Annotated in this window: 23 protein-coding genes; 9 read left to right on the top strand and 14 right to left on the bottom strand. The window is 64.5% G+C overall.

All coding sequences use genetic code 11. From position 1 onward, the window contains the following. Positions 1-9: 9 nt before the first annotated feature. The gene (locus IVB31_RS21270; protein WP_247326661.1) at positions 10-807 is read right to left on the bottom strand and encodes an EF-hand domain-containing protein; all 798 of its coding nucleotides are present in this window, start codon (positions 805-807) and stop codon (positions 10-12) included. A 252-nt stretch (positions 808-1059) separates the two neighbouring features. Here IVB31_RS21270 and rpe point away from each other — a divergent pair, with 252 nt between their 5' ends. From rpe to IVB31_RS21260, 3 genes are all read left to right on the top strand, one after another. Then, positions 1060-1761, top strand: a complete 702-nt coding sequence (rpe, locus tag IVB31_RS21265; protein WP_247326658.1) for a ribulose-phosphate 3-epimerase — start codon at positions 1060-1062, stop codon at positions 1759-1761. A gap of 150 nt (positions 1762-1911) precedes the next feature. After that, positions 1912-2046 (top strand): hypothetical protein, encoded by a 135-nt coding sequence (locus tag IVB31_RS33560; protein ID WP_256464339.1) that lies wholly within the window; start codon positions 1912-1914, stop codon positions 2044-2046. A gap of 208 nt (positions 2047-2254) precedes the next feature. Continuing rightward, entirely contained in the window at positions 2255-2446 is a 192-nt protein-coding gene (locus tag IVB31_RS21260) for a hypothetical protein (protein WP_220012870.1), read from the top strand. Positions 2447-2553: 107 nt separating this feature from the next. Here IVB31_RS21260 and IVB31_RS21255 read toward each other — a convergent pair whose 3' ends face one another. The 5 genes from IVB31_RS21255 to IVB31_RS21235 form a co-directional block, all read right to left on the bottom strand. Next, on the bottom strand, positions 2554-3987 hold the full coding sequence (locus tag IVB31_RS21255) for a bifunctional serine/threonine-protein kinase/universal stress protein (protein WP_247326643.1): 1434 nt from the start codon (positions 3985-3987) through the stop codon (positions 2554-2556). Positions 3988-3993: 6 nt separating this feature from the next. After that, positions 3994-4734 (bottom strand): metallophosphoesterase family protein, encoded by a 741-nt coding sequence (locus IVB31_RS21250; protein ID WP_247326641.1) that lies wholly within the window; start codon positions 4732-4734, stop codon positions 3994-3996. A gap of 115 nt (positions 4735-4849) precedes the next feature. Then, on the bottom strand, positions 4850-5455 hold the full coding sequence (locus IVB31_RS21245) for a hypothetical protein (RefSeq protein WP_247326638.1): 606 nt from the start codon (positions 5453-5455) through the stop codon (positions 4850-4852). After that, a complete protein-coding gene (locus tag IVB31_RS21240) occupies positions 5448-6134 on the bottom strand; it encodes a hypothetical protein (protein WP_247326636.1) in 687 nt (228 codons plus the stop codon). Before IVB31_RS21240 ends, IVB31_RS21245 begins: the two co-directional genes overlap by 8 nt. Next, on the bottom strand, positions 6131-6901 hold the full coding sequence (locus IVB31_RS21235; RefSeq protein ID WP_247326633.1) for a MotA/TolQ/ExbB proton channel family protein: 771 nt from the start codon (positions 6899-6901) through the stop codon (positions 6131-6133). The genes IVB31_RS21240 and IVB31_RS21235 overlap by 4 nt, the downstream gene beginning before the upstream one ends. 213 nt (positions 6902-7114) lie before the next feature. On the opposite strand from IVB31_RS21235, the gene IVB31_RS21230 reads away from it, so the two are divergent. Together IVB31_RS21230 and IVB31_RS21225 are read left to right on the top strand one after the other, a co-directional pair. After that, positions 7115-8485 (top strand): histidine kinase, encoded by a 1371-nt coding sequence (locus IVB31_RS21230; RefSeq protein ID WP_247326629.1) that lies wholly within the window; start codon positions 7115-7117, stop codon positions 8483-8485. A 7-nt stretch (positions 8486-8492) separates the two neighbouring features. After that, positions 8493-9143, top strand: a complete 651-nt coding sequence (locus IVB31_RS21225; protein ID WP_247326627.1) for a response regulator transcription factor — start codon at positions 8493-8495, stop codon at positions 9141-9143. A 106-nt stretch (positions 9144-9249) separates the two neighbouring features. Here the strand turns inward: IVB31_RS21225 and IVB31_RS21220 are convergent, their stop codons facing one another. After that, the gene (locus IVB31_RS21220; protein ID WP_247326625.1) at positions 9250-9834 is read right to left on the bottom strand and encodes a TetR family transcriptional regulator; all 585 of its coding nucleotides are present in this window, start codon (positions 9832-9834) and stop codon (positions 9250-9252) included. Positions 9835-10377: 543 nt separating this feature from the next. Between IVB31_RS21220 and IVB31_RS21215 the strand changes: the two genes are divergently transcribed. Then, a complete protein-coding gene (locus tag IVB31_RS21215) occupies positions 10378-11550 on the top strand; it encodes a M20 aminoacylase family protein (RefSeq protein WP_247326623.1) in 1173 nt (390 codons plus the stop codon). Between the two features lie 55 nt (positions 11551-11605). Here IVB31_RS21215 and IVB31_RS21210 read toward each other — a convergent pair whose 3' ends face one another. The 4 genes from IVB31_RS21210 to IVB31_RS21195 form a co-directional block, all read right to left on the bottom strand. Further along, positions 11606-12931 carry a hypothetical protein gene (locus tag IVB31_RS21210; protein ID WP_247326621.1) on the bottom strand — a complete coding sequence of 442 codons (1326 nt, stop codon included), beginning with the start codon at positions 12929-12931 and terminating at the stop codon, positions 11606-11608. A gap of 76 nt (positions 12932-13007) precedes the next feature. Beyond that, positions 13008-14915: an acyl-CoA synthetase gene (locus IVB31_RS21205; RefSeq protein ID WP_247326610.1), complete on the bottom strand. Its 1908-nt coding sequence runs from the start codon at positions 14913-14915 to the stop codon at positions 13008-13010. A 176-nt stretch (positions 14916-15091) separates the two neighbouring features. Further along, positions 15092-15913, bottom strand: coding sequence for a hypothetical protein (locus tag IVB31_RS21200; RefSeq protein ID WP_247326608.1), 822 nt, complete (start codon positions 15911-15913; stop codon positions 15092-15094). A gap of 3 nt (positions 15914-15916) precedes the next feature. Beyond that, a complete protein-coding gene (locus tag IVB31_RS21195; RefSeq protein WP_247326607.1) occupies positions 15917-16261 on the bottom strand; it encodes a hypothetical protein in 345 nt (114 codons plus the stop codon). Between the two features lie 206 nt (positions 16262-16467). Between IVB31_RS21195 and IVB31_RS21190 the strand changes: the two genes are divergently transcribed. Continuing rightward, positions 16468-17550, top strand: a complete 1083-nt coding sequence (locus IVB31_RS21190; RefSeq protein WP_247326604.1) for a preprotein translocase subunit SecD — start codon at positions 16468-16470, stop codon at positions 17548-17550. Between the two features lie 256 nt (positions 17551-17806). Continuing rightward, the gene (locus IVB31_RS21185; RefSeq protein WP_247326601.1) at positions 17807-18613 is read left to right on the top strand and encodes a cyclic nucleotide-binding domain-containing protein; all 807 of its coding nucleotides are present in this window, start codon (positions 17807-17809) and stop codon (positions 18611-18613) included. Between the two features lie 48 nt (positions 18614-18661). Here the strand turns inward: IVB31_RS21185 and IVB31_RS21180 are convergent, their stop codons facing one another. Together IVB31_RS21180 and IVB31_RS21175 are read right to left on the bottom strand one after the other, a co-directional pair. Next, on the bottom strand, positions 18662-19405 hold the full coding sequence (locus tag IVB31_RS21180) for a 3-oxoacyl-ACP reductase family protein (protein WP_247326598.1): 744 nt from the start codon (positions 19403-19405) through the stop codon (positions 18662-18664). 43 nt (positions 19406-19448) lie between these two features. Then, positions 19449-19766 carry an SDR family oxidoreductase gene (locus IVB31_RS21175; RefSeq protein ID WP_346730885.1) on the bottom strand — a complete coding sequence of 106 codons (318 nt, stop codon included), beginning with the start codon at positions 19764-19766 and terminating at the stop codon, positions 19449-19451. On the opposite strand from IVB31_RS21175, the gene IVB31_RS21170 reads away from it, so the two are divergent. Continuing rightward, positions 19749-20150 carry a LysR substrate-binding domain-containing protein gene (locus tag IVB31_RS21170; RefSeq protein WP_247326594.1) on the top strand — a complete coding sequence of 134 codons (402 nt, stop codon included), beginning with the start codon at positions 19749-19751 and terminating at the stop codon, positions 20148-20150. The genes IVB31_RS21175 and IVB31_RS21170 overlap by 18 nt on opposite strands. Positions 20151-20161: 11 nt before the next feature. Here the strand turns inward: IVB31_RS21170 and IVB31_RS21165 are convergent, their stop codons facing one another. Beyond that, positions 20162-20803 (bottom strand): glutathione S-transferase, encoded by a 642-nt coding sequence (locus IVB31_RS21165; RefSeq protein WP_247326592.1) that lies wholly within the window; start codon positions 20801-20803, stop codon positions 20162-20164. Positions 20804-21370 lie beyond the last annotated feature (567 nt).

Raw genomic sequence — 21370 nt, 5'->3', positions numbered from 1 at the left:
GGAGAAGGCTCACACGCTCATCGACATGGACGAGCCGGCAGCCGCTGAGGCGCCTTGGCTCTGACCGCCTTGGCCCTGCCCGCCTTGCCGCTGCATCAACTGCGCGAACAGATCATAGGCCGAGTTAGCTGAGGAGCTGGAGGCACCGGGAACCGTCGTCGACATCTTGAAGCCGTCGGCATAGCTGACGGTGGTGGTGGTCGACCCATCCGCGCCGGTCGTCGTGGTCGAGGTCGACCCACCGCTCGACGGCGATGAGGAGCCCGATCCACCGCCGGAGTCGCCGGCGCCTTGCGCGTGATGACCGTGATGGCCACTCTTCAGCGCCTTCGACATCTCGTCCAGGCTGACGCTGCCGTCGGAACTCGTATCCAGCTTCGAGAACACGTCGTCGGCCTGCGCGAGGTTGGTGCCGCCGGCCCCCAGCGCTTTCTCGAATTCGGACTTGGTGATCTTGCCGTCGCCGTCCCCGTCGATTTGCGAGAACAGGTCCTTCAGCGCAGCTTCACGGCTCGTCGGCGTCGAGGACGTCGAACTCGATGTGGACGAGCCGGCCGTGCCGTTGCTCGACTGGCTCTGCGCCGCGAACAGCGCGTTCATCGTCTCCGGCGAGATCTGCGGATATTTGCCCGCATTGACCGACGAGGTCGCGCCGCTGGTCGTGCTGTTGCTGCCGCTGTCGATCGCGAACGGATTGGTCTTGCCTTGAGAAGACCCCGTCTTCTGGGTCGACGAGGTCGATTTCGAATTCGTCAGCGACTGGATCGCGTCGAGCGCACTCGATACGGCACCAAGGGCAAACAACATTGCACAACTCCAACCGATGCGGCATGCCGCGGCCAATGCTCTGTCAGGTGAAGTCAGCAAGCGCCGTGCCAGCGCAAAAAGCTCAATGAAATCCGCCTTCCCCGCGCTTTGCATGCCCGGGAACACCGGCAATTCGTGCCGGTCGCGGCAGAAATTTCCGCCCACAGGAAGCTCGTCGCCCCTGCATTGCCCGGCTGAGAGGCCCATGTTAGGCGAGGTTCATCCTTCACGGCTGCCACGGGAAACTGCGCCATGACCCAAGCCTTCGTCCCCCGGCCCCTGGCAATCGCGCCCTCGATCCTGGCCTCGGATTTCTCCAGGCTTGGCGAGGAGGTGCGCGCGGTGGACGCCGCCGGCGCCGACTGGATCCATCTCGACGTGATGGACGGGCACTTCGTTCCCAACATCTCCTATGGTCCCGACGTCATCAAGGCGATGCGTCCGCACACCAAGAAGATCTTCGACGCGCATCTGATGATCTCGCCCTGCGATCCCTATCTCGAGGCCTTTGCGAAAGCCGGCTGCGACCACATCACCGTGCATGCGGAGGCGGGTCCCCATCTGCACCGCTCGCTGCAGGCGATCCGTGCGCTCGGCAAGAAGGCCGGCGTCTCGCTCAATCCGGGCACGCCGATCAGCACGCTCGAATACGTCATCGACCTCGTCGACCTCGTGCTGGTGATGTCCGTCAATCCCGGCTTCGGCGGCCAGGCCTTCATTCCCTCGGCGATCGGCAAGATCCGCGACATCCGGGCGATGACGGCCGGTCGTCCGATCGACATCGAGGTCGATGGCGGCGTTGGTCCCGATGTGGCAGGTCCCCTGGCCGCAGCCGGCGCCAACGCCTTCGTCGCCGGCACGTCCGTATTCAGGGGCGGCACGCTCGAGGCCTACAAGACCAACATTGCCGCGATCCGCAACGCGGCCGCAGGTGCACGCGGCGAAGCGATCTGACGCGCACAGGCGCCCCGTAATCTGCGGCTTCTACGGGCATTGCGAGGCGCAAATGCCTAAAATTGCAACCTTGATCCGTACTCCTCCGGGCTTCCCTGATTCGCGCAAATCACCGCTAGTGATTCCTGCCTGTTTTCGCGGGAGCACATCATGACGACGACCCTGGTTTGGACTGGCGTGGCGTTGTGGATTGGTTTTTGTGCGTTTGTTGTGTTTGGCCCATCGGCCGGACCGTTGCAGGTCCCGGCACGTTCGGCGCGTCACATCCGCCGCAACCGGATCTGACGCCGTGCAGTTCGCACTCGTGAAGCGTCAACCGAAGCGCAGGTGCCGCATCCCGCGGCGCCCGCATCCGGACCTCGATTTTTTCTTCGGACGGCTCGAACGCACCGAAGCCGAGATGCGCGACGACACCGGGCCCGACACGGCGGACCTGGATCACCCGCTCCGGTCACCTCGCCGGCATTGAATTTCTCTTTCCGGACTTGAAGCGATGAAGCCGCACTGCCCGAACTGCCTGAAGGAAATGACCAAGGCATCCGCGTCGCGTAACCTCTTCAACTGCGAACCCTGCCGCGAGATCATCCAGTATTTCGGCGGCAGCGCGGATCACGGCGAGCCCGGTCCGCAGTTCACGTGGCCGATCCGCCGCAAGCGTTCGGTCCACACCGCCCACGCGGCCTGATCTTTCCTAAAGCGCGATGAGATTGGGTTGAGTCGTCATCGCGCTTTAGCTGTTTGTTTGCGCGTGATCTTTTCAGAAAACCGCTTCGCACTTTTCCGGATCATGCTTTAGCCCCAAATTACGCCAACGTCTGGTTTTGCCGCATCCATCCGCGGCGGCCGCACCACGGTGACGGTACAGGTCGCCTCTGCAGCCACCTTGGCCGAGACGCTGCCGAGCCAGGTACGCCTGAACGAATTTTGCCGCGCCCCGATGATGAGATGGTCGACCGAGTTCATCTCGGCGAATTCCAGCAGCGCCGTAGCGGGATCGACGGCCTCCAGCACATGAACCGACAGCCGGCTCTCGTCGAGCTTCAATGGCGTCGCCCAATGCCGTAGCGCGACAAGGCGATCGATATGCTTATTGGAGCCCTGCTCATCCAGCGTCTTGTCGATGGCGATCCGGTTGAGCTTGAGCACGTTGACGCAAGCGAGCCGCGCCGACGGCAGCGTCGCGAGAATGCGCTCGGTGGTGACGCGCAGCGCCTCGTTTAGCTCCGGCGCGCCTTCCACCGTATCGAGCGCAACCGCGACGATCGGGCTCGATGCGATCTGGGCTGCGACATCCGATTTCGCGCGCGGCGCCATGACGCCCTGGTTGAAGCGGCGCCGCCAGGCGACGCTGAGTGGATCGCGCTTCAGCCGCTCCGAACGGGCGGTGAGCTTGACCTGGTCCGGATGGGCGAGATCGAACGCAAGCTGTGACGCAGTCGGATAGCGCCACACCGGCTCGATCTCGAGGCACCTCAGCACCACCTCCTGAAGCCAGGACGGATAGTCGGCGCGCATGCCGCGCGGCGGGTACGGATCGCGCCACAGCCGGCGCCGCATCGCCCGCAGCGTCTCGCCCTCGCCGAACGGACGTTCGCCCGTGGTGAAGAAATAGAGCAGCACGCCGAGCGAGAACAGATCGCTGCGCGGATCGTCGCGCACACCCAATAGCCGCTCGGGCGCCATGTAGGGCGCGGTGCCGTAAGGCAGTCGGAACTCCTCCTGCAACAAGTCGGGCAGATGATTATGGTGCGACAGGCCATAGTCGATCAGCACGGCTTCTCCGCTATCGCGGAACATGATGCTGCTCGGCTTGATGTCGTGATGGATCACGTTCTGCCGGTGCAGATCGGCCAGGGCGGTTGCGATTTTCGCGACCAGCTGCCGGACCTCCTCATACGGCAGCGGCAGGTCGGGCAGCCGCTTGTAGAGCGTGGTCCCGGGGATGCGCTCGATCACGGCGTAGGCCTGGTGGGCGAAATCGCCGGTGCCGAAACATGCGGGCACGTGCGGCCCGGCCAGCCGCGGCAGGATCATCATCTCCATCTCGAAGGAGACGATCGACGCGGGGTCCTCGCCCTCCGAGGCCCGCGGAATCTTCATCAGCAGCGGCAAATCGATGTCGGGATGGGTGACCGTCCACAGCGTCGCCATGCCGCCGGCATGGACGCATTCGCCGATGGTGTAGCCGTCGATCTCCGCGCCTGATTTGACCAGGGGTTTCGGCATCGGCCTCTAGCGCCCCAACGACAGCCGGTCGGCAAGCCAATGCGGCAGGCCGTTCTCGCGGATCCGGCTCGCGGCCGTCTCGATATCGTAAGGTGCGCGGCAATAGGTGATCTGACACGAGACCGTGTCGAACAGCACGAAAGCCGCGGATGGATCGCTATCGCGTGGCTGGCCGACCGAGCCGAGCACCGCAAGCCATTGCCGCCCGCGCAGCAGCGGTACGGAGACGTCGGTCTTGGGCACGAGGCCCGTCATCTTCGCCGTCACCGACATCGAATAGATCGCCGGACGGTGGATGTGGCCGCAGAAGGTGACATGGGCCGGCGTCGCAATCAGGCTCTTGGCGGCGTCCGCCGTCGATCTGATATAGTGCCAGCTTCGGGGGCTGGAGGCTTCCGAATGCACGAACAGGCGATCGCCGTCCTCCACAAGCATCGGCAATTCCGCCAGGAACCGCCGCTGCGCGGTGTCGAGCCGGCCGCGCGTCCATTCGATCGCGACTTGCGCCTCGGCATTCATCGTTTCGGCCGAGGAATTTACCGCTTGGTCATGATTGCCGCGCACGGCGACGGCGCCCTGGGCAACCAGCTCCATCGCGGTATCCACCACCCATTCCGGATCCGCGCCATAGCCGACGAAGTCGCCGAGCAGGATGAACCGCTCCGCGCCACGCGCCCGCGCGACCTTCAGGCACGCCTCGAACGCCTGCCGGTTGCCGTGGATATCCGAGAAGACAGCGAGAAGCACGCACCCTCCACCCCAAAGCTCTTATCGGAAGCCGATAAGGCCAAATTGAGGGACGTCAAGATGCGCCTGCACGGGTCTGTTTTCCAGCGGGCTTCTGCGGCGATGGTGAAGGAGCCTATTGCTCGTCCTTCGGCGGCATCCGGGGCGGCGGCACCGGCGTGAACACAGCGCCTTGCGCGCCGGCCTGCGGAGCGCTGAACTCGCCGGTCGAGGAATCACCTCCGCTCGTTTCCATGATGGTCTTGGGCGTCACATATTCTCTGACCATGTCGATCAGGCTGCCATCGCCGCCGCCGAAATCAGCGGCGCGGCCGCCTTGCGGATGTCCCAGCGCGATCTCGTTCTCTGCCGCATGGGTCTTGTCGGCCAGCCTGTCATTGTAGGGCACACGAAAGGCGCGCGGGATCCCGCTCGGGCGATTGTCCTCGTCCAGCTGCTCGACCCAAAGATAGATCGAGCCGGGATCGCCCTCCAGCGAATGCGGTTCGACGATGCGGGCCTTCAGCAGCTTGAAGGTTGCCGGCAGCCGGTCGACGCTGGCCCAGCCGAGCAGCCCACGCATTTCCGTAAAGCTGACGACATAGAACGCGCTGGTCACGACCACCGCGACCGCCTTGAACGACCAGTGCAGCCGCGCATAGACCAACACGACCAGCAGCAGTGCGCCGATGACCGCGTAGGCTATCGATAGCGTGAGGATGACCGTCTGCAAGCTATTCACGGCGCACTCTCACAGCGTTCTTGCTCACACCGGTGCTCGGGTCGAGATCGGCGCCATTGCGCCAGCCGCTGCGGAACGTCTCCAGCAGCGATTTAGGCCGCTGGTCCACATTGACGACCTTACCCTCGGCATCGAGCCGGAACCGCACCGCGGTCTTCTCGTCGCCGGTATGATCGAGGGTGAACTTGTTGTCGAAGACCACTTGCGCGGTCGGATTGAGCTTCTGCACCTTCACATTGGCCGTGACGGGTTCGCCGGTCGTCGCCACGAAATGCGAGACATTGACGGTGTATTCGCCGGGAACGATGCCCCGCACCGTGACGATCTCCTCGCGAATCGGCGAGGCGATCTTCTTGCCGTTGACCACGATGAAGTCGTTGGCTCCGCCGCGATCGTCGCGGTCGAGCGTGAGGAAGCCGGCCTCGCGGTGGCGATACCAGGCGATATTACCCACGGGATCCTGCACGAACAAGTCGAGATCGTCAGGATGGCTGTCCGGCCAGTCCAGCGTGATCATGAACTCGGCCTTGGAGTCGATCTTGCCGTCCTTGGCGTCCGGCGAGACCGCGAGCAGCGCGAGGAAGAACAGGAAAGCGATCACCTGAAGCGCCTTGAACAGCATCACGCCCAGGGGATCGAACGGCTCCTCACGCGGATAGAGGCCAAAGTCGTCCATCATGACGGGGTTCCAGCGCCTTTGCGCTCCAGCACCGGCGTCACATAAGTCTCGGTCAACACCACCGCATCGGAGAACACCCGCTGGGTCGCAGCGTCCAGCATGTAGTACTGGATCCGGACCAGGATCGAGCCGACCAGGCCCGCCAGCGTCGTGTACATCGCGACTGCCATGCCGTCGCTCATCAGTCCCATCGAGGAGCGCATCGCGACCTTGTCGGCGGCGTCCAGCCCCGCGATCGGCGCCAACATGATGATGAAGCCGACGATGGTGCCGAGCAGGCCGAGCTTCATCAGCGTGTCGGAGACGAAGGCACCGAACCCGTTGGAGCCGCGCAGGCGGTCGGCCAGCGTCCGCAGCAGCAGCGTCTGGTCGACCGGCCGATAATCCTGCGCGGCGGCCTTGGTCACCAGGCTCTCGATGTGGTCCCGCACCAGCCCGCGTGGCAGCGCGGCTGCGCCGGCGTCGAGCGCCTGGCCGCCCTCGGGCGCCGCAAGCACCGCGCGGCAGCGCCTTGCCGCCGCGCCCTCACGGGCAATGGCCCGCGTGCGCAGGAAGCAATGACCGCAGGTGACGACATAGAGCAGCGCGATCACGCTGGAAATGTAGGTGCGGTCCGAGGTCAGCATCAGGCGGATCAGGCCGAAGCGCCACAGCAGCACGACGGCGAAGATCGAAAGCCCGGTGAAGATCATCCAGAACAGCAGCGCGCTGCGCTCGGATGGGTCGGTCGCGCTCCCCGCGATCGGTCCAATCGTCATCGAACTCATGCTGCACTGCTCCTGGCCCGCAAAGATCTGCCCGCAAAGATTGGCCGGCAACGATTCCCGCCCGATTAGATCAAAGCCGCCGCCCCCGGTCCAAAGACCCATGCCCAATCCGGCTTGGGAAATTTGCCCGAGCTGTCATCCGGCCCTGCCTCGCAATTGGCAAGGCGCGGCGGCGTTGTTAGGCTGAGCTTATCAAAGGTTGAGGGTGATCGCATGCGCCTCGTGCTTCAGCTTGTCGCCCGTTTGCTGCTTATCGTAGTGGTGTGCCTCGGCGCGGCGACCGTATGGGCCACGTTCGACGCCTATCGCAGCGTCGACCGGGCCACGGCGGCCTCGGCGCAACGGGTCGCGCAGGCGCTTCAGGCGTTGTACTGGCACGAGTTCTTGTTGCGCAGCAGCAGAACGCGCGAGCAGCTGCTGCCGGTTCCGGAGTGGCGCACGCTGGAGACGATGAAGCTGATCTCGCCCGGCGTCTGCGTCGAATTCCAGCCGGCGATCGCGTTCGAAAAGCCGCTCTGCGGCCAGAGCGAGGGGCTAGGCAAGACGCCGCCGCGCTGGTTCGCATCGATTGTGCCGACCTTCCTCGGCAGCCACGCCGAAGTGATACGGCCCGTCAGTCCCCGCGCGGCGACCGCCGGAACGGTGGTCGCGACGCCGGATGCGGCGGCCGCCATCTCGCTCGCCTGGGAGTACATCCTCAACGTGATCGACGTCGCGCTGCTGATGGCGGCGGCGATTGCGCTGCTGGCTTCACTCGCGATCGCGCATGCGCTGGCGCCGGCGCGCACGATCGTGACCGCCTTGCAGCGCATGGCGCGCGGCCAGTATCGCACGAAACTGCCGCGCTTCCGCTCGATGGAGCTTGCGATGATCGGCAGCGCCGTCGGCGAGCTCGGCGGCCGGCTGGAGGAAGCGACCGAACAGCGCGCGGCGCTGACGCGGCGGCTGATCGAGATCCGCGACGACGAGCGCCGTGCGCTCGCCCGCGAGTTGCACGACGAGTTCGGGCAAAATCTTTCCGCCATCCTCGCCTTCGCCAACACCATCGAGACGGCGAGCACGAAGACAGACAAGGACAACGCCATCGCGCAGGACGCGCGGATGATCTCGCAGGCCACGCATCATCTGATGGCCTCGCTGCGCGATGCGCTGAAGCGGCTGCGCAATCCCCTGCCTGCGGAGCTTGGACTGGAGGCGAGCCTCGTGAATTTGGTGGATAGCTGGCGTTCGGAGAGCGCGGCGCGGCCGACGATCCAGCTCGATCTCAAGGGCGATCTCACCGACATCAGCGGCCCGGCCGCCACCACCGCCTATCGCGTCGCGCAGGAGTGCCTGACCAACGCGTTGCGCCACGGCGCGGCACGCGAGATTTCCCTGCGCGTCGAGCGGCGCACGGGCGACGACGATTCGTTGCTGATCCGTGTCGAGGACGATGGCGGCGGCGATGCGGCACGCGTGGCGCGGTCGGCCGGCTTTGGCCTCACCGGCATCCGCGAGCGCGTCGCGGCGGCCGGCGGATCATTGTCGATCCTGCCCGCCCATGGCGGACTCAGCGTCGCCGCCACGATCCCGCTGGCCGCGTGAGGCCGGGATGAACGAGATTGCGGCAACAGGAATCTCCGTGCTGCTGGTCGACGATCATCCGATCGTCCGCCAGGGCTACCGGCGTGTGCTGGAGAGCCAGGGCGATCTCCATGTCGTGGCGGAAGCCGACAGCGCCGCGGACGCCTACAGCGCCTTCAAGGCGCACGATCCTGATGTCGTCGTGCTTGATATCTCGATGCCCGGCGCGAGCGGGCTGGAGGCGATCCGCAACATCCGCGCGCGCAGCCCGCGGGCGCGGATCCTCGTTTTCACCATGCACAACGAGGCCGTGCTGGTGAAGGCCGCCTTCGGCGCCGGCGCCAGCGGCTTCGTCACCAAGAGCAGCGAGCCGTCGTCGGTCGTGTCCGCGATCCGCAGCGTTGCGCGCGGCGAACGCGCCATGAGCGACGACGTCGCGCATATTCTCGCCGAGGACAGCCTGTCGGCGGGCTCTGCGCTGGATCAACTGGGTGAGCGCGAGATTGAGATCCTGCGCCAGTTCGCCGGCGGCGCCACCACCGAACAGATCGCGACGCATCTCAATCTCAGTGTGAAGACGGTGCAGAACTATCACTATCTGATCAAGACCAAGACCGGCGCGCGCACCGACGCGCAGCTCGTACGCTTGGCGGCGAGTTGCGGGCTGACGCGGATTTAGAGTGGGATGTTGCGCGCTTTCTTCCTTCTCCCCTCGTGGGAGAAGGTGGCGCGAAGCGCCGGATGAGGGGTCGCTTCCGCGACTAAATTTGCTCGAGAGCGAAGCTCTAAGCCTTCAGTCCGCGCAGCACCAGCGCCAGCGTTGCGTCGACGCGCGCGGGCAGGTCGGCGTCCTTCCACTCGTCGGCATGGGCCGGATGGTGGAAGCGCACGGTCGCATCGAAGAGCGCGCGCGCGGTGGTCTTGACGTCGTCGACAGCAAATACGCCCTGCTTCACGCCGTCGGTCAGAATCGCCGCGATCTGGTCGATCATGGTGTCCTTGTGACATTTGACGGCTGCGCAGGCCTCGCGGGCCAGCGTCAGATAGGTGTCGAACATCTCGGGATCGTCGAGCACGCGCGAACGCTTGGCCGCGAACAGCGTGCGCAGCCAACGGTCGAGCCTGTCAGGCGCCGGGCCTTGCTCCTTGGCGATCGCCAGCAACGGCGCGTCGATGCGGTCCAGCCAGCGTTTGGCGACGGCCTCGCGCAGCGAGGCCTTGCTCGGGAAATGGCGATAGACGCTGCCGTGGCTCACATCGAGCGCACGGGCAACGTCGACCACGGTGGCCTTGGCAAGTCCGTAGCGCCGCAATACGTCCTCGGTGACTTCGAGGATCCGCTCCGGCGTCAGGATAACGGCTTCATTCATGCCAGCACCTTGTTCCCGTTCAGGGTTGACCCGGCGATGGAGCTGCTTCCGAAGCGCCCCAACCGGTCGTTTCGGAAAGCTCTCGCCTCAATGAGGCAGTTTTGCAGCCTGCGCCGCGATCTGGCGCGCGACCAGTAAATTGAGCCAGTGCCCAATTGTGCCGGTCAGATTGATGATTTCGGTCGTCATTGCCTTAAGTCTCCATTCGTCCGCGGTCCCCTCTCTTCGATTTCGCCCTGCGATCCGCATTTGTTTCGGATGTCGGGACTTCCGGGGGTAGCCGCGGGACGCCCAATCGGAGCGTCCGAGCACGGATATACATGTCTCGCTGACAGATTTCAATATCTGTCAGTCAATGCTCCGTGATTGACAGTTAATTTTTGCCACCCAGGAGCTGCAAGTCCCGCCCGGCGGGCCGGCCCGCCCCCCGGTCACCCCTCGACCTCGCGCGCCGGCCTGATCGACATGCTCCTGTGACACGGCGGTGGCTTACGCTACGCTGACCCACCCACCGAATTCATCATAAGAAACGGACCCCTCCCCATGCCCATCGTCAACCGTATTGCCGCCCTCTCCGACGAAATGGCCGCCTGGCGCCATGACTTCCACGAGAACCCGGAGCTGCAATACGAAGTCCACCGCACCGCCGGCATCGTCGCTGACAGACTGCGCGAATTCGGCTGCGACGAGGTGGTGACGGGCATCGGCCGCACCGGCGTGGTCGGCGTGATCCGCGGCCGCAAATCGGCCTCCGGCAAGACCATTGGGCTCCGCGCCGACATGGACGCGCTGCCGATCATGGAGACGTCGGGCGTCGCCTACGCCTCAAAAGTCCCCGGCAAGATGCACGCCTGCGGCCATGACGGCCACACCGCCATGCTGCTGGGGGCCGCAAAATATCTCGCCGAGACCCGCAACTTCGACGGCAACGCGATCGTGATTTTCCAGCCCGCCGAGGAAGGCGGCGGCGGCGGCAAGGCCATGGTCGAGGACGGCCTGATGACGCGCTGGAACATCCAGGAGGTCTACGGCATGCACAACATGCCGGGCCTGCCCGAAGGCCATTTCGCCACGACCCCCGGCGCGATGCTCGCCTCCTCCGACAACATCCAGATCACCGTTCACGGCAAGGGCGGCCACGCCGGCGCGGGTCCGCACAAATCCGTCGACAGCGTGCTGATCGGCTCGCAGATCGTCAATGCGCTGCAATCGATCGTCGCGCGCAACGTCGATCCGCTCAAATCGGCGGTCATCTCGATCACGCAGTTTCATTCCGGCACGGCCTTCAACATCATCCCGGAGATCGCCGAGCTCGGCGGCACCGTGCGCACGCTCGATCCTGACGTGCGCGATCTCGTGGAGCGCCGCATCGGCGAGGTCGCCGACAACGTCGCGCGCGCCTATGGCGGCTCGGCGGAGACGAAGTACACGCGGATGTATCCGGTGACGATGAACCATCCACGCGAGGCCGGCCTTGCCGCCGACATCGCCCGCGACATCGTCGGCAGCGAGCGCGTCAACGACAAGTTCATTCCGATGATGGGCGCCGAGGACTTCTCCTTCATGCTGGAAGCCCGCCCGGGCGCGATGATCCTGGTCGGCATGGGCGACGGCAACGAGTGCCACCACCCGGCCTATATCTTCAACGACAACATTCTGGGCCACGGCGCCTCGTTCTGGGCGCGGCTGGTCGAGACACGGATGCCGGCGGGCTAGCAGGCCTGCGGGGTGGGTTTGCGTAAGCGTAACCCATCCCACGACCGTACACCGCTCATCCCTGATATTGCAGCACGTGCATGCCTGCGTTCCAGTCGGAGACGAACATCAGCCCGTCAGGCCGGACATAGGCGTCACAGGTCTTGGCCGCGAGCGCGACGTTCGGGCGGGGATCAACGAGCTTCTTCGGCGTCGGCGGCACCCAGTACGCGATCTCCCTTGGCGCAAAGGCGTCCTTGATGTCGAACACCCTGACGCCGGCATTATTGTAGGTCGCGAAGATCGTTTCCTCGCTCTGGAACGCGCCCGGGCGGTTCTCGTGCAGATTGTGCGGACCGAAAGTGCCGTTGGTGCAGAAGTCACGATCGCGCGGCGTCGGCAGGGTTGCGATCGGCACCGGGTTATCCGGCGCGCGCACGTCGAGCACGAAGGTATGGAACAGACCCTTGGCGCATTGGTCCGCATTGGCTTCATCAGCGACGATCGCAAGCTGACGCTTCGGCAGCGGCAATGGAGTGTGCGTGCCGCCCGCGAAGGGCGGCGACCAGTTGATGTGGGACAGCAGCTTTGGATTGGTGGGATCGCTGATGTCATGGATGGTGAAGCCGCCATCGCGCCAGGCAGCATAGCCACGATCGCCCGCCGTGATCATGTGATGGAGTGCGAAGCGCTTGCCCTTCGGGGTTGCCGGCTCGCCGGCCGCGCGGTTCATGCCCGGCAGCCACCATTTTGCGACGATCTCCGGCTTCGTGATGGTTTTGAGATCGACCACGCAAAGGATGTGGTCGGTGAAGCCGTCGAGATGCGCCGACACATAGGCGTAACGGCCGCCTGGCCACCAGAGACGGTTGATGCCGAAGCCGGGCATTTCGAGGAACGCGATCTCGCGCATCTCGTTCGGTTTCGAGATGTCGTGGATCGAGAGGCCGGAGCGGAATTTCTTGGCCTTGGTGATGCTGTCGACCAGCGTGTTCTCGAAATAGCCGCGCATATTGTCGTAGGACTGCATCGCGACGATGTTGGCGCCGTTCGCGAGCAGCAGCAGGTCTTCCGCCACCTGCAAATGGTGGGTGCGGGTGTATTGCCCCGCGGTGAAGAAATTGACCGGCTTCAGCGCACGCGGATCGGATGCATCCAGGATCGTCACGCCATCACTGAACATGTGCCCGACATAGACGTGCTGCCGGTTGAACATCACCTGCACGCTGTCGGGCCGGCCGCCGATATCGCTGTAGGAGATGTGCTGGATGCCCTTGCCGATGCCCTCCGGCGGAATGTCGGCCTCTGAAGCCGATGCCGGCCTCGTCCCGACGGCCAACGCGGCGGCGCCCAGCGCGCCCGACAATTGCTGAAGGTGACGGCGGCGAGAGACTTGGAGCATCGATTTCCCCCCATTTTTTTTTGGAGATGATGGTCGCTTGCGGCGAGGCGTGCAAGCCTGGTGTCCGTCCCCTCGCCTACACCTGCACCACCTCGTGCCGCATCACGAACGGCGCCAGCAGCGTGTGCACGTCGCCGGCGACGACCTCGCGCTGGTCTGCCGGCAGGCCCGCGAGCGTCACGGTGGCGATCGAGCCGTGGCTGCCGTGGGCGCCGACCTTCACCTTGCAGTCGATGCCGCGCTCGATGAGCGGCGTCAGCACCTTCGTGAACACGCGTTGCGCGGCGTCCCAGCGCAGCTGCGGCTTGAACACCTTGCCGACGCCGGTCACCGGCATCGGATCGATCGGAATGACCTGTACCGGGACAGCGGCGCGCTCCGGCGTACGCTCCCGCACCCATGTCTCCAGTTCACCCGGTTCGACAGTCGCGCCCGGCTTCAGCTGCACGTAACCCACGGGCAGTTCGCCGGCATAGGCGTCGGGCTGGCCGACCACCGCGGCGAATCCGACGGCGGGATGGCGGAATATGATCTCCTCGATCGGCGCCGGGTCGATATTGTGGCCGCCGCGGATCACGAGATCCTTGGCGCGGCCGGTGATCCAGAGATAGCCGTCGGCATCGAGCCGGCCGAGATCGCCGGAATTGACCCAGACCTCGTCGACGAAGGCGCCCTTGTTGTGCTCGTCGTTGAGATAGCCGCCGAACACGCCGGGCCCGGCCATGATGACAACGCCGATCTCGTCAGGCTTGCAATCGCGGATCAGGCGGCCGTCCGCATCGAGTTGGACAATGCGCACGCGCGAGTAAGGCATGGGAAGGCCGACCGAGCCGAGCCGGATCGGTCGTGACGGATAGGCGAGCGTGTGCACGCTCGAGGTTTCGGTCATGCCGTAGACCTCGACCACCGGCAGGTTGAGCTTGTCCTGGATCGCCGAGCCGACAGCGACCGGAATGGCCGAGCCGCCGCCAGCGGCATATTTCAGGCTGGAAATGTCGGCGTTGCCCCGCGGCACCGCGAGGGTGGCCGCCAGCACCGTCGGCACGCTCGACAGCGCCTCCGGCTTGAAGCGCTCGACCAGCCCCCAGATGTTCTTCACCGCATTCGGATTGCGCCAGCCGCTTGGCGACAGCACGACCAGCGAACCGCCGGCCGACAGCGTCAGCAGCACCTGCGTCAGCGAGCCCCCGACGTGAAACAGCGGCATGCCGAACAACATGTTGGCACCGGGCTTCGACTTCAGCAGCAGATTGAGCGCCCAGGCCTGATAGACTTGGTTGGCATGCGTGTGCCGCACCAGCTTTGGCGTGCCGGTGGTGCCGCCGGTGTGGAAATAGGCGGCGATGTCGCGCCCTAGAATCTTGCGCCCGCTGACAAGCCGGTCGGAAGGCTGCTGCTTGATCAGGTCGTTGAAGGCAAAGATGCCCTTCTCGGGATCGTCGCCGCCGAATACCTGCACGATGGCCTTGAGGTTCTTGAGTTGCGGGCGGATCTGCTCGACCTTCTGCCAGATGTCGGTGCCGGGCATCGGTCCGAGCGCCACCAGGATTTTTGTGTTCGCCGCCTCCAAAATCTCCGCGATCTGGTGCGGCTCCAGCAGTGGATTGACGGGATTGGCGATGCCGGCGGCCTCCGCGCCGAACAGTGTCACGAAGGCATCAGGCACCAGCGGCAACATGAAGCTGACGACGTCGCCTTTCTCGACACCGAGCGCGTGAAACATGTTGGCGGCCTGCGTCACGCGCGCGATGAAATCGTGGTATGTGACCACGACCGGCGCATCGGCAGGATCGGCATTTTGCAGGAACTGAATCGCCGCCCCGTCGGGGTTGCGCGCCGCGCCCAGCCTGATGGCGTCATAGGTGCTCTCGGCCGCGACGCGATCGGCGTAAGGGACCTGCTCGAAGGCTCGAACCTCTACGTCCGTTGCCAGATCCGGATAGTCGTTGCCGATGAGCAGATCGAGCGCGTGGATGCCCGCCATGAATTCCGTCCTCCCTCAGATGTATTTCCCCGCGCCCTGTCTTTTGACTTTTTGGACTGGCGGGGCCCCGACCGACCGGCCGGCCGAGGGCGGACAGAATGATGGATGATTTGGCGTTCGTCCATGGCCCGATGCAATCGGCCACACGCTACAATCCGTCGTCGCCCCCTGAGAAGTTACGAGCGATCGGGCGTCCAGCCCATCGCGTTGAAATCGGCCGGCGCAGGCATCACTTCCGGCTCCGCCGTCGGCTTTCGCAAGATTGCATCCGCACGGTTTGAATCAGCCAGCTCAATGGGGACGCCCGCCTTGCTATGGGCAAGTATGCCGGTCAGCGCCGGCGGTGCGGACATCACGTACCGGTCCGCCGCCTCGATCAGGCGGAGCAGCTCCTCGCGAATGAAGGCCGCTGACCATTCGGACGGCAGCCCCCTCACGGCGACGAACTCCTCGGCCGGGATCGACAAGGCATGGCGGCGAATCTCGTCGATGGTTCGGCGCGGAGAAAAATTGGGCGGTTTGCCGGCCGCTGCGAGCACGAGGGGTCCGAGCGGACAATAATCACGGCCGATTGCGACGAGATCGGCGATATCGCGCGCCTTCGAGCGGCCGGCGCCAGCCAACACCTTGTTGATGGCGAGGTCAGCCTGATGGAGCCGTGCCCCCCATTGCTCGTCCTTTACGAGTGGAAAGAACCGAAGCCGCGTCTCTGCGAACCACTGGATGATCGTCGTTTCGGAATCTCGCGAAATGGTCGCATCCACACAGCCATAGATGATGTAGTCGCGATGCGTCTTGAAGCCGGCAGCATCGAGGACGGCGAGATCGGCCTTTGCGCTCTCGGTCACCTCTTCGTCGGTGTCATGGAAGATGTCGATGTCGTCGGATCGCCGCTCCCAGTCCTTGTTGAGCATCAGGCCGCCGGCAAGGTAGCTGCTGTCCGAGCGATTTCTGGCGAGCAGTTTCAGAATGTCGCTCTGCAATTTGCTGAGAGCCATCTTTTAGTTCTCCGAAGCATTGACGCGGTCGAGCATCTTCCTGCCCATGGCAAAGGCTCTCGCATCGCCCCGCTCGATCATGGCGCGCGCGGCGACGGCGGCGCGGGACCGCAGATCGGGAAGCCTATCGAGATCGACATTGTCGAGAATGCGGGATCCATAGAGACGGAGCGCACCGTCGAGCAGCGATTGCAATTCTTTGGTCAGGCGGTGCTCCGCGCGCACGCGCGAGGCAAGTGCCAAGACCTCATCGCGTGCAGCCGGCGGAATCAGGACTTCGACGCGCACGAGGTCGGCCGCACCACCTTGGCTGCGATATTTCCTGACGCGTTTGTTCGCAGGGACCATAGGTTGCCTCGCTCAGCGAACCATCAAGCTATCATGTGTATCCCGGTTACGCAAATACGTATCCCGGTTACAAAGATATCACATTGATATTGCTTTTAGTTTATACGAATTCCTCCCACGCAATGAACCTCACGGCAGGATAGGCGGACCAAGGACTTGGCAGCGACTTCGCCGAACGACGCTGCGCCACGACACGCGAGGACACCATGACCAAGGCCCTTGGGGATCGAACCAGACGGCGCGCGGTCGCACTTTCGATCGCCATTGCGATCGCCCTGCCCCGCGCAGCCCTCGCCGAGGACAGCCAGTTCGACAAGATGCGCGCCAAGATCGCGGCCTTCGTCGCCGACAAGATGGAGAAGCTCGGCGGGTCGCGCATCGTCTACAAGGTGGACACCGACGGCCTGCGCGAGAGCGTCGTCACGGATTTGCGCGACGACGTCTACAAGACCGTGCGCGAGGGCAAGATCGCCTTCTCCGGTCTTGCGGTCCACGACGGCGCCGTCGAGTTGAAGATCGCCGACGCCAAGGGCCGCGAGCAGCTCGCGCGCAAGCTCGCGTCAGCCGCGGAAGGCTTGCCGTCGCATGCGCTCACCGTGACCGACGGCGGCGACGGAATGGTCAGGCTCGCGCCAACCGATGCCGCATCCGCCGCGCGGCTGCACGAGCTCGTCGAAGAAGCCATCGCCATGGTCGAGCAGCGCCTCAAGGAGGCCGACGTCAAGCTCGCCAGCGTCCAGCCTGAAGGGACGGACCGCATCCGCATCTTCCTGCCTGGTGTGATGGAGCCAGAGCGCGTCACCGCGGTGTTCGCCCGAAGGGTCAAGGTCGGCTTCCGCCTGATCGACCTCTCGATGCCGCCCGAGCAGGCGCAATCCGGCACGCCGCCGGCAGGCACGGAAGTCCTGCTCGGCTTCAAGGACAAGAGCGCTTATCTGGTCGCCAAGGACAGCGCGCTCGACGGCGACGACATCAGCTATGCCGGCCCGGGATTTGCCAGCGGCACGAAGGACCCGATCGCCTCGTTCCGCTTCAACGGCCGCGGCACCCGACGCTTTGCCCACATCACCGAAGAGAACATTGGAAAGCCCTTCGCCATCGTGCTCGACGACAAGGTGATCTCCGCCCCCGTGATCCGCGAGCCCATCACCGGCGGCTCGGGCCAGATCTCGGGGAATTTCACCCTGGAGGAAGCCAACAGCGTCGCCATGCTGCTACGCGCCGGTTCGCTGCCTGGGCACCTCGGCCTGGTCGTGCAGCAGGTCGTGCAGCCCGCCGCCAAGCCCTAAGGTGGAGACCGCCCCACGCCCCCGTGGGGGCGCTGAGGTCCATCGACGACGCCGAAGCTCGGCCCCGGAAGCCCCGAATCACGGACCGCGCTACGGCCATACGCACGACCCAAACAGGTAATTGCCGAAACGCCCGATCAGGCTAAAATTTGCCTCTTGCGGCATGACGGCCGAAGGCTCCATTCAAGCAGTCGTCATTCGATTTCGGCTATACGAAGACCGACCAGGACTGAAGGCCTTACGCGGGGTTAGTACCATGCCGTCCGGCAGCGCAGACATTTCGTCGATCCTCGATCGCATTCTCGATGCGGCGACGGATAATCTCAGGATCGCCAAGATCCTGGTCCAGATGGGCCTCGACCCCAACAACGTCACCTACGACGCGATCTTCAACCGGATGCTGGAGATCTTCGTCCACAACATCACGCTGGCCAATATGTTCGCCGCGGTCGGTGCCGGCTTCTTCGTCGCCACCCTCCTGATGCGGACGATGGTGCCGCTGCGCGTCGCCAACATGATCGGCTGCGCGTTCTTTGCCGTCTTCGGCGCGCTCTCCGCCAACGTCTCGACGTTCCTGCTCTATCTCCTGCTGCTGCCGATCAACGCCTTGCGCCTGCGGCAGATGCTCAAGCTCGTCAAGAAGGCGCGCCATGCGGCCGAAGGCGACATGTCGATCGAATGGCTCAAGCCGTTCATGACCGAGCGCAAATATCGCCGTGGCGACACGCTCTTCAAGCTGGGCGATCCGGCCAAGGAGATGCTCCTCACGGTCACCGGCAAATTCCTGGTCAAGGAGATCAGCGTCGAGATCGGGCCCGGCGCACTGATGGGAGAACTCGGCTTCCTCACACCGGGCAACCGGCGCACCGGAACCATCGAATGCATCGAAGACGGACAGGTGCTGACGATCACCTATGACCGGCTGCTCGAGATTTACTTCCAGGACCCGCAATTCGGCTACTACTTCCTGGTGCTCACCAGCCAGCGCCTGCTGCAAAACATCGACCGCCTGCAGACGCAGCTGAACGCGGCGCGGACGGCCACCACGAACAGAATCGCGTGAACCGGGCGGCCGAATACGCTTCGGCCCCCACTCCCATCGTTCCCAGGATCAGGCGTTGGTGCCGCCGTCGACCGTGAGGTTCGCACCGGTGATGTAGGACGCCTCGCGGCTGGCAACGAACGCGACCAGCGCCGCTACCTCCTCCGCCTTGCCGTAGCGGTTAAGCGCGGTGGCTGCCTTTTGCGGGGTCGCCCAGTCGCCGGATGCCGGATTGAGATCCGTGTCGATAGGTCCCGGCTGGACGTTGTTGACGGTGATGCCGCGGTCACCGACCTCGCGCGACAGACCTTGCGTGAACATCCGGATCGCAGCCTTCGTTGCCGAGTACGGCACCAGTCCCGGCGTCATCATGCGCTCGCCGACGCTGGAGCCGATCGAGATGATGCGGCCGCCGTCGTTCATCTGCTTCAGCGCGGCCTGCGTGGCGATGAAGACACCGCGGATGTTCAGATTGATCACCTGGTCCAGTTCCTCCAGCGTGGTCTCTTCGAATTTCTTGGGGATTGCCGTGCCGGCATTGTTCACGAGCACGTCGAGCTTACCGAACGTGTTGACGGTCTTTTCGACCGCCGCCTGGACAGCCTTGCGATCGGTGGCGTCGGCCTGGATCGCGATCGCCTTGCCGCCGGCGCCTTCGATCCCCTTGACGACGGAGGCTGCGGCGTCCGCGCCTCGGCTGTAGGTGATGGCTACTTGCGCGCCGTCGGCGGCCAGTCGCCTGGCGATGGCGGCGCCGATGCCGCGTGAGCCGCCGGTGACGAGTGCAGTTTTGCCTTCGAGTTTCTTTGACATGGTGACGTTCCAGTTTTGGAGTTAAGAGAAAATTGCGGCCTGCTCAGAGCTTCGAGCCGCCGTCGACGTGGATGGTGTCACCGGTGATCCAGCGCGCCTCGGGCGAGGCGAGGAAAGCGATCGCATCCGCGATGTCGTCGGGCTCGGCGATCCGCTTCAGCGTCTGCATGCCGAGCGTGTAGTCGCGGCCCGCATCGGTCTTGGCGAAAGACGACATCTCGGTCGCCACCACACCCGGCGCCACCGCGTTGACGCGCACCCCGCGCGCGCCGAGCGCCGCCGCAAAGTGTTTCACCAGCGTGTCGATCGCGCCCTTGGACCGTGGTCGAAGAAGCGCTCGTCCGTGCTGCCGAGCGACCACCGCCTGGCCAAGCTCGACAGCATCGACCTGGCCAAGCTGGAGGGGACGCCCTTCATCAACGTGTCGGATACCGCGCCTGCGCTTCGCAAGGTCATTGACCGCTACCTCGGCACCAGCGGCCGATCGATCGCGACGGCCCACGAGGCCGACAACCTCGCCATGGCGGTGTCGATGGTTGCCTCCACCCGCGGCTTCGCCCTGATACCGGGCTACATCAAGAACTTCCTGCCGTGGTCGGTCGTCAGCCGCCCGCTCAGGGGCAAGCCGCCGACGATCGATCTCGTGATCGGCTATCACAAAGCGAACGCGTCGCCGATCCTTGCAAAGTTCATCTCACGGCTGGACGACCTGATCGAGCGCGCGACCAAACACATGCCGCGCTGATCGCCGCCCGCTCAGCTCAGCAGCAGCGCCATCCCCGGGTCGCCCTTCTCCATCGCACGCCGGTAGGCCGCGCGCGCCCCGATACGACCGAGATATTTGACCACGTTCGGACAGCGCTGGAGATCATAGGGCTGGAAATAGCGCATCGTGGTGAGCGAGAAGCCCATCATGATGTCAGCGGTGGTGAAGGCCTTGCCTGCCAGATACTCGGCGTCGCGAAGCCGCGCATCGACCAGATCGAAGGCGCGGTCGACGCGCCCCCTGGTTGCGACCAGCATCGGATTGTCCTCGGCGAGCTTGAGCCGGTTCAGGATCATCAGCCGGCCCATACCGGCCTGCAGCGTGCCGTTGGCGAAGTGAAACCAGTACAGGAATTGCGCGAAATCAGGGTCATCAGGGCGGAGCATGAGGCGTCCATGACCGTACTTCGCCATGATGTAATCGACGATGGCGCCGGACTCTGCGAGCACGAGGTTCTCGTCGGTGATCACGGGCGCGGCCCCGATCGGATGCAGCGCCTTGTACTCGGCCGGCGCCAGCATGGTGACGGGATCGCGCGTGTAGCGCTTCAGCTCGTAGGGAATTTCGAGCTCCTCGCAAAGCCAGACGATGCGCTCGGATTGTGATTTGCCGAGATGATGGACGGTGAGCATGAGGCCTCCTGCGATCCGAGTTCAGGCATCAGCCTAGCGCACCCGACCGCTCGCATGAAGGGCCGGCGACGACTGCCTGGGAGTGATCGCGGGCGGGACTTGCGCTTGCAGTTGTTCCTAAAAACACTGACGCCAGGAAGGCGCCATTGACTGATCGAGGACGAATGAGACCACGTCGAGTCTTGCCGAATTCGCAGCGCTTTGTCGGGACCTGTCGGGCAAAACACCCCCGGTCGTATGGCGACGCGCCGCTGTCAAGCCGCATGCGCAAAAATATTCTGCTTTATAGAAATTCGGATTTGTCGTATGTGTCGCCCATCCCGGCTCGACCAAGAGGGGCGATCTTGAGTCGTCATTTTCGTGAGCCGGGCTTGCGGTGGACGCGGCAGCGTTCGGGCGCGAGAGGCTAAGGGCAGGGCGGATTGCTCTCCGTGAGCCCTAAGGCTTCGTGTCGACGAGCGGCGCTGCTAGGCTTCGTCTCGCCTTGGGGTCGATGGCAACGTGCACAACGCCGTCGGACCCTGTGGCGAAATGGCGGGCCGTGCGTACGGCAAAACCGTGTGGTCC

Source organism: Bradyrhizobium sp. 21 (genome assembly GCF_023073335.1).
In the GTDB taxonomy this organism is placed as follows: domain Bacteria; phylum Pseudomonadota; class Alphaproteobacteria; order Rhizobiales; family Xanthobacteraceae; genus Bradyrhizobium.
Note: the sequence above shows the minus strand (reverse complement) of the source record. Positions and strands in the feature narration are given on the sequence as shown.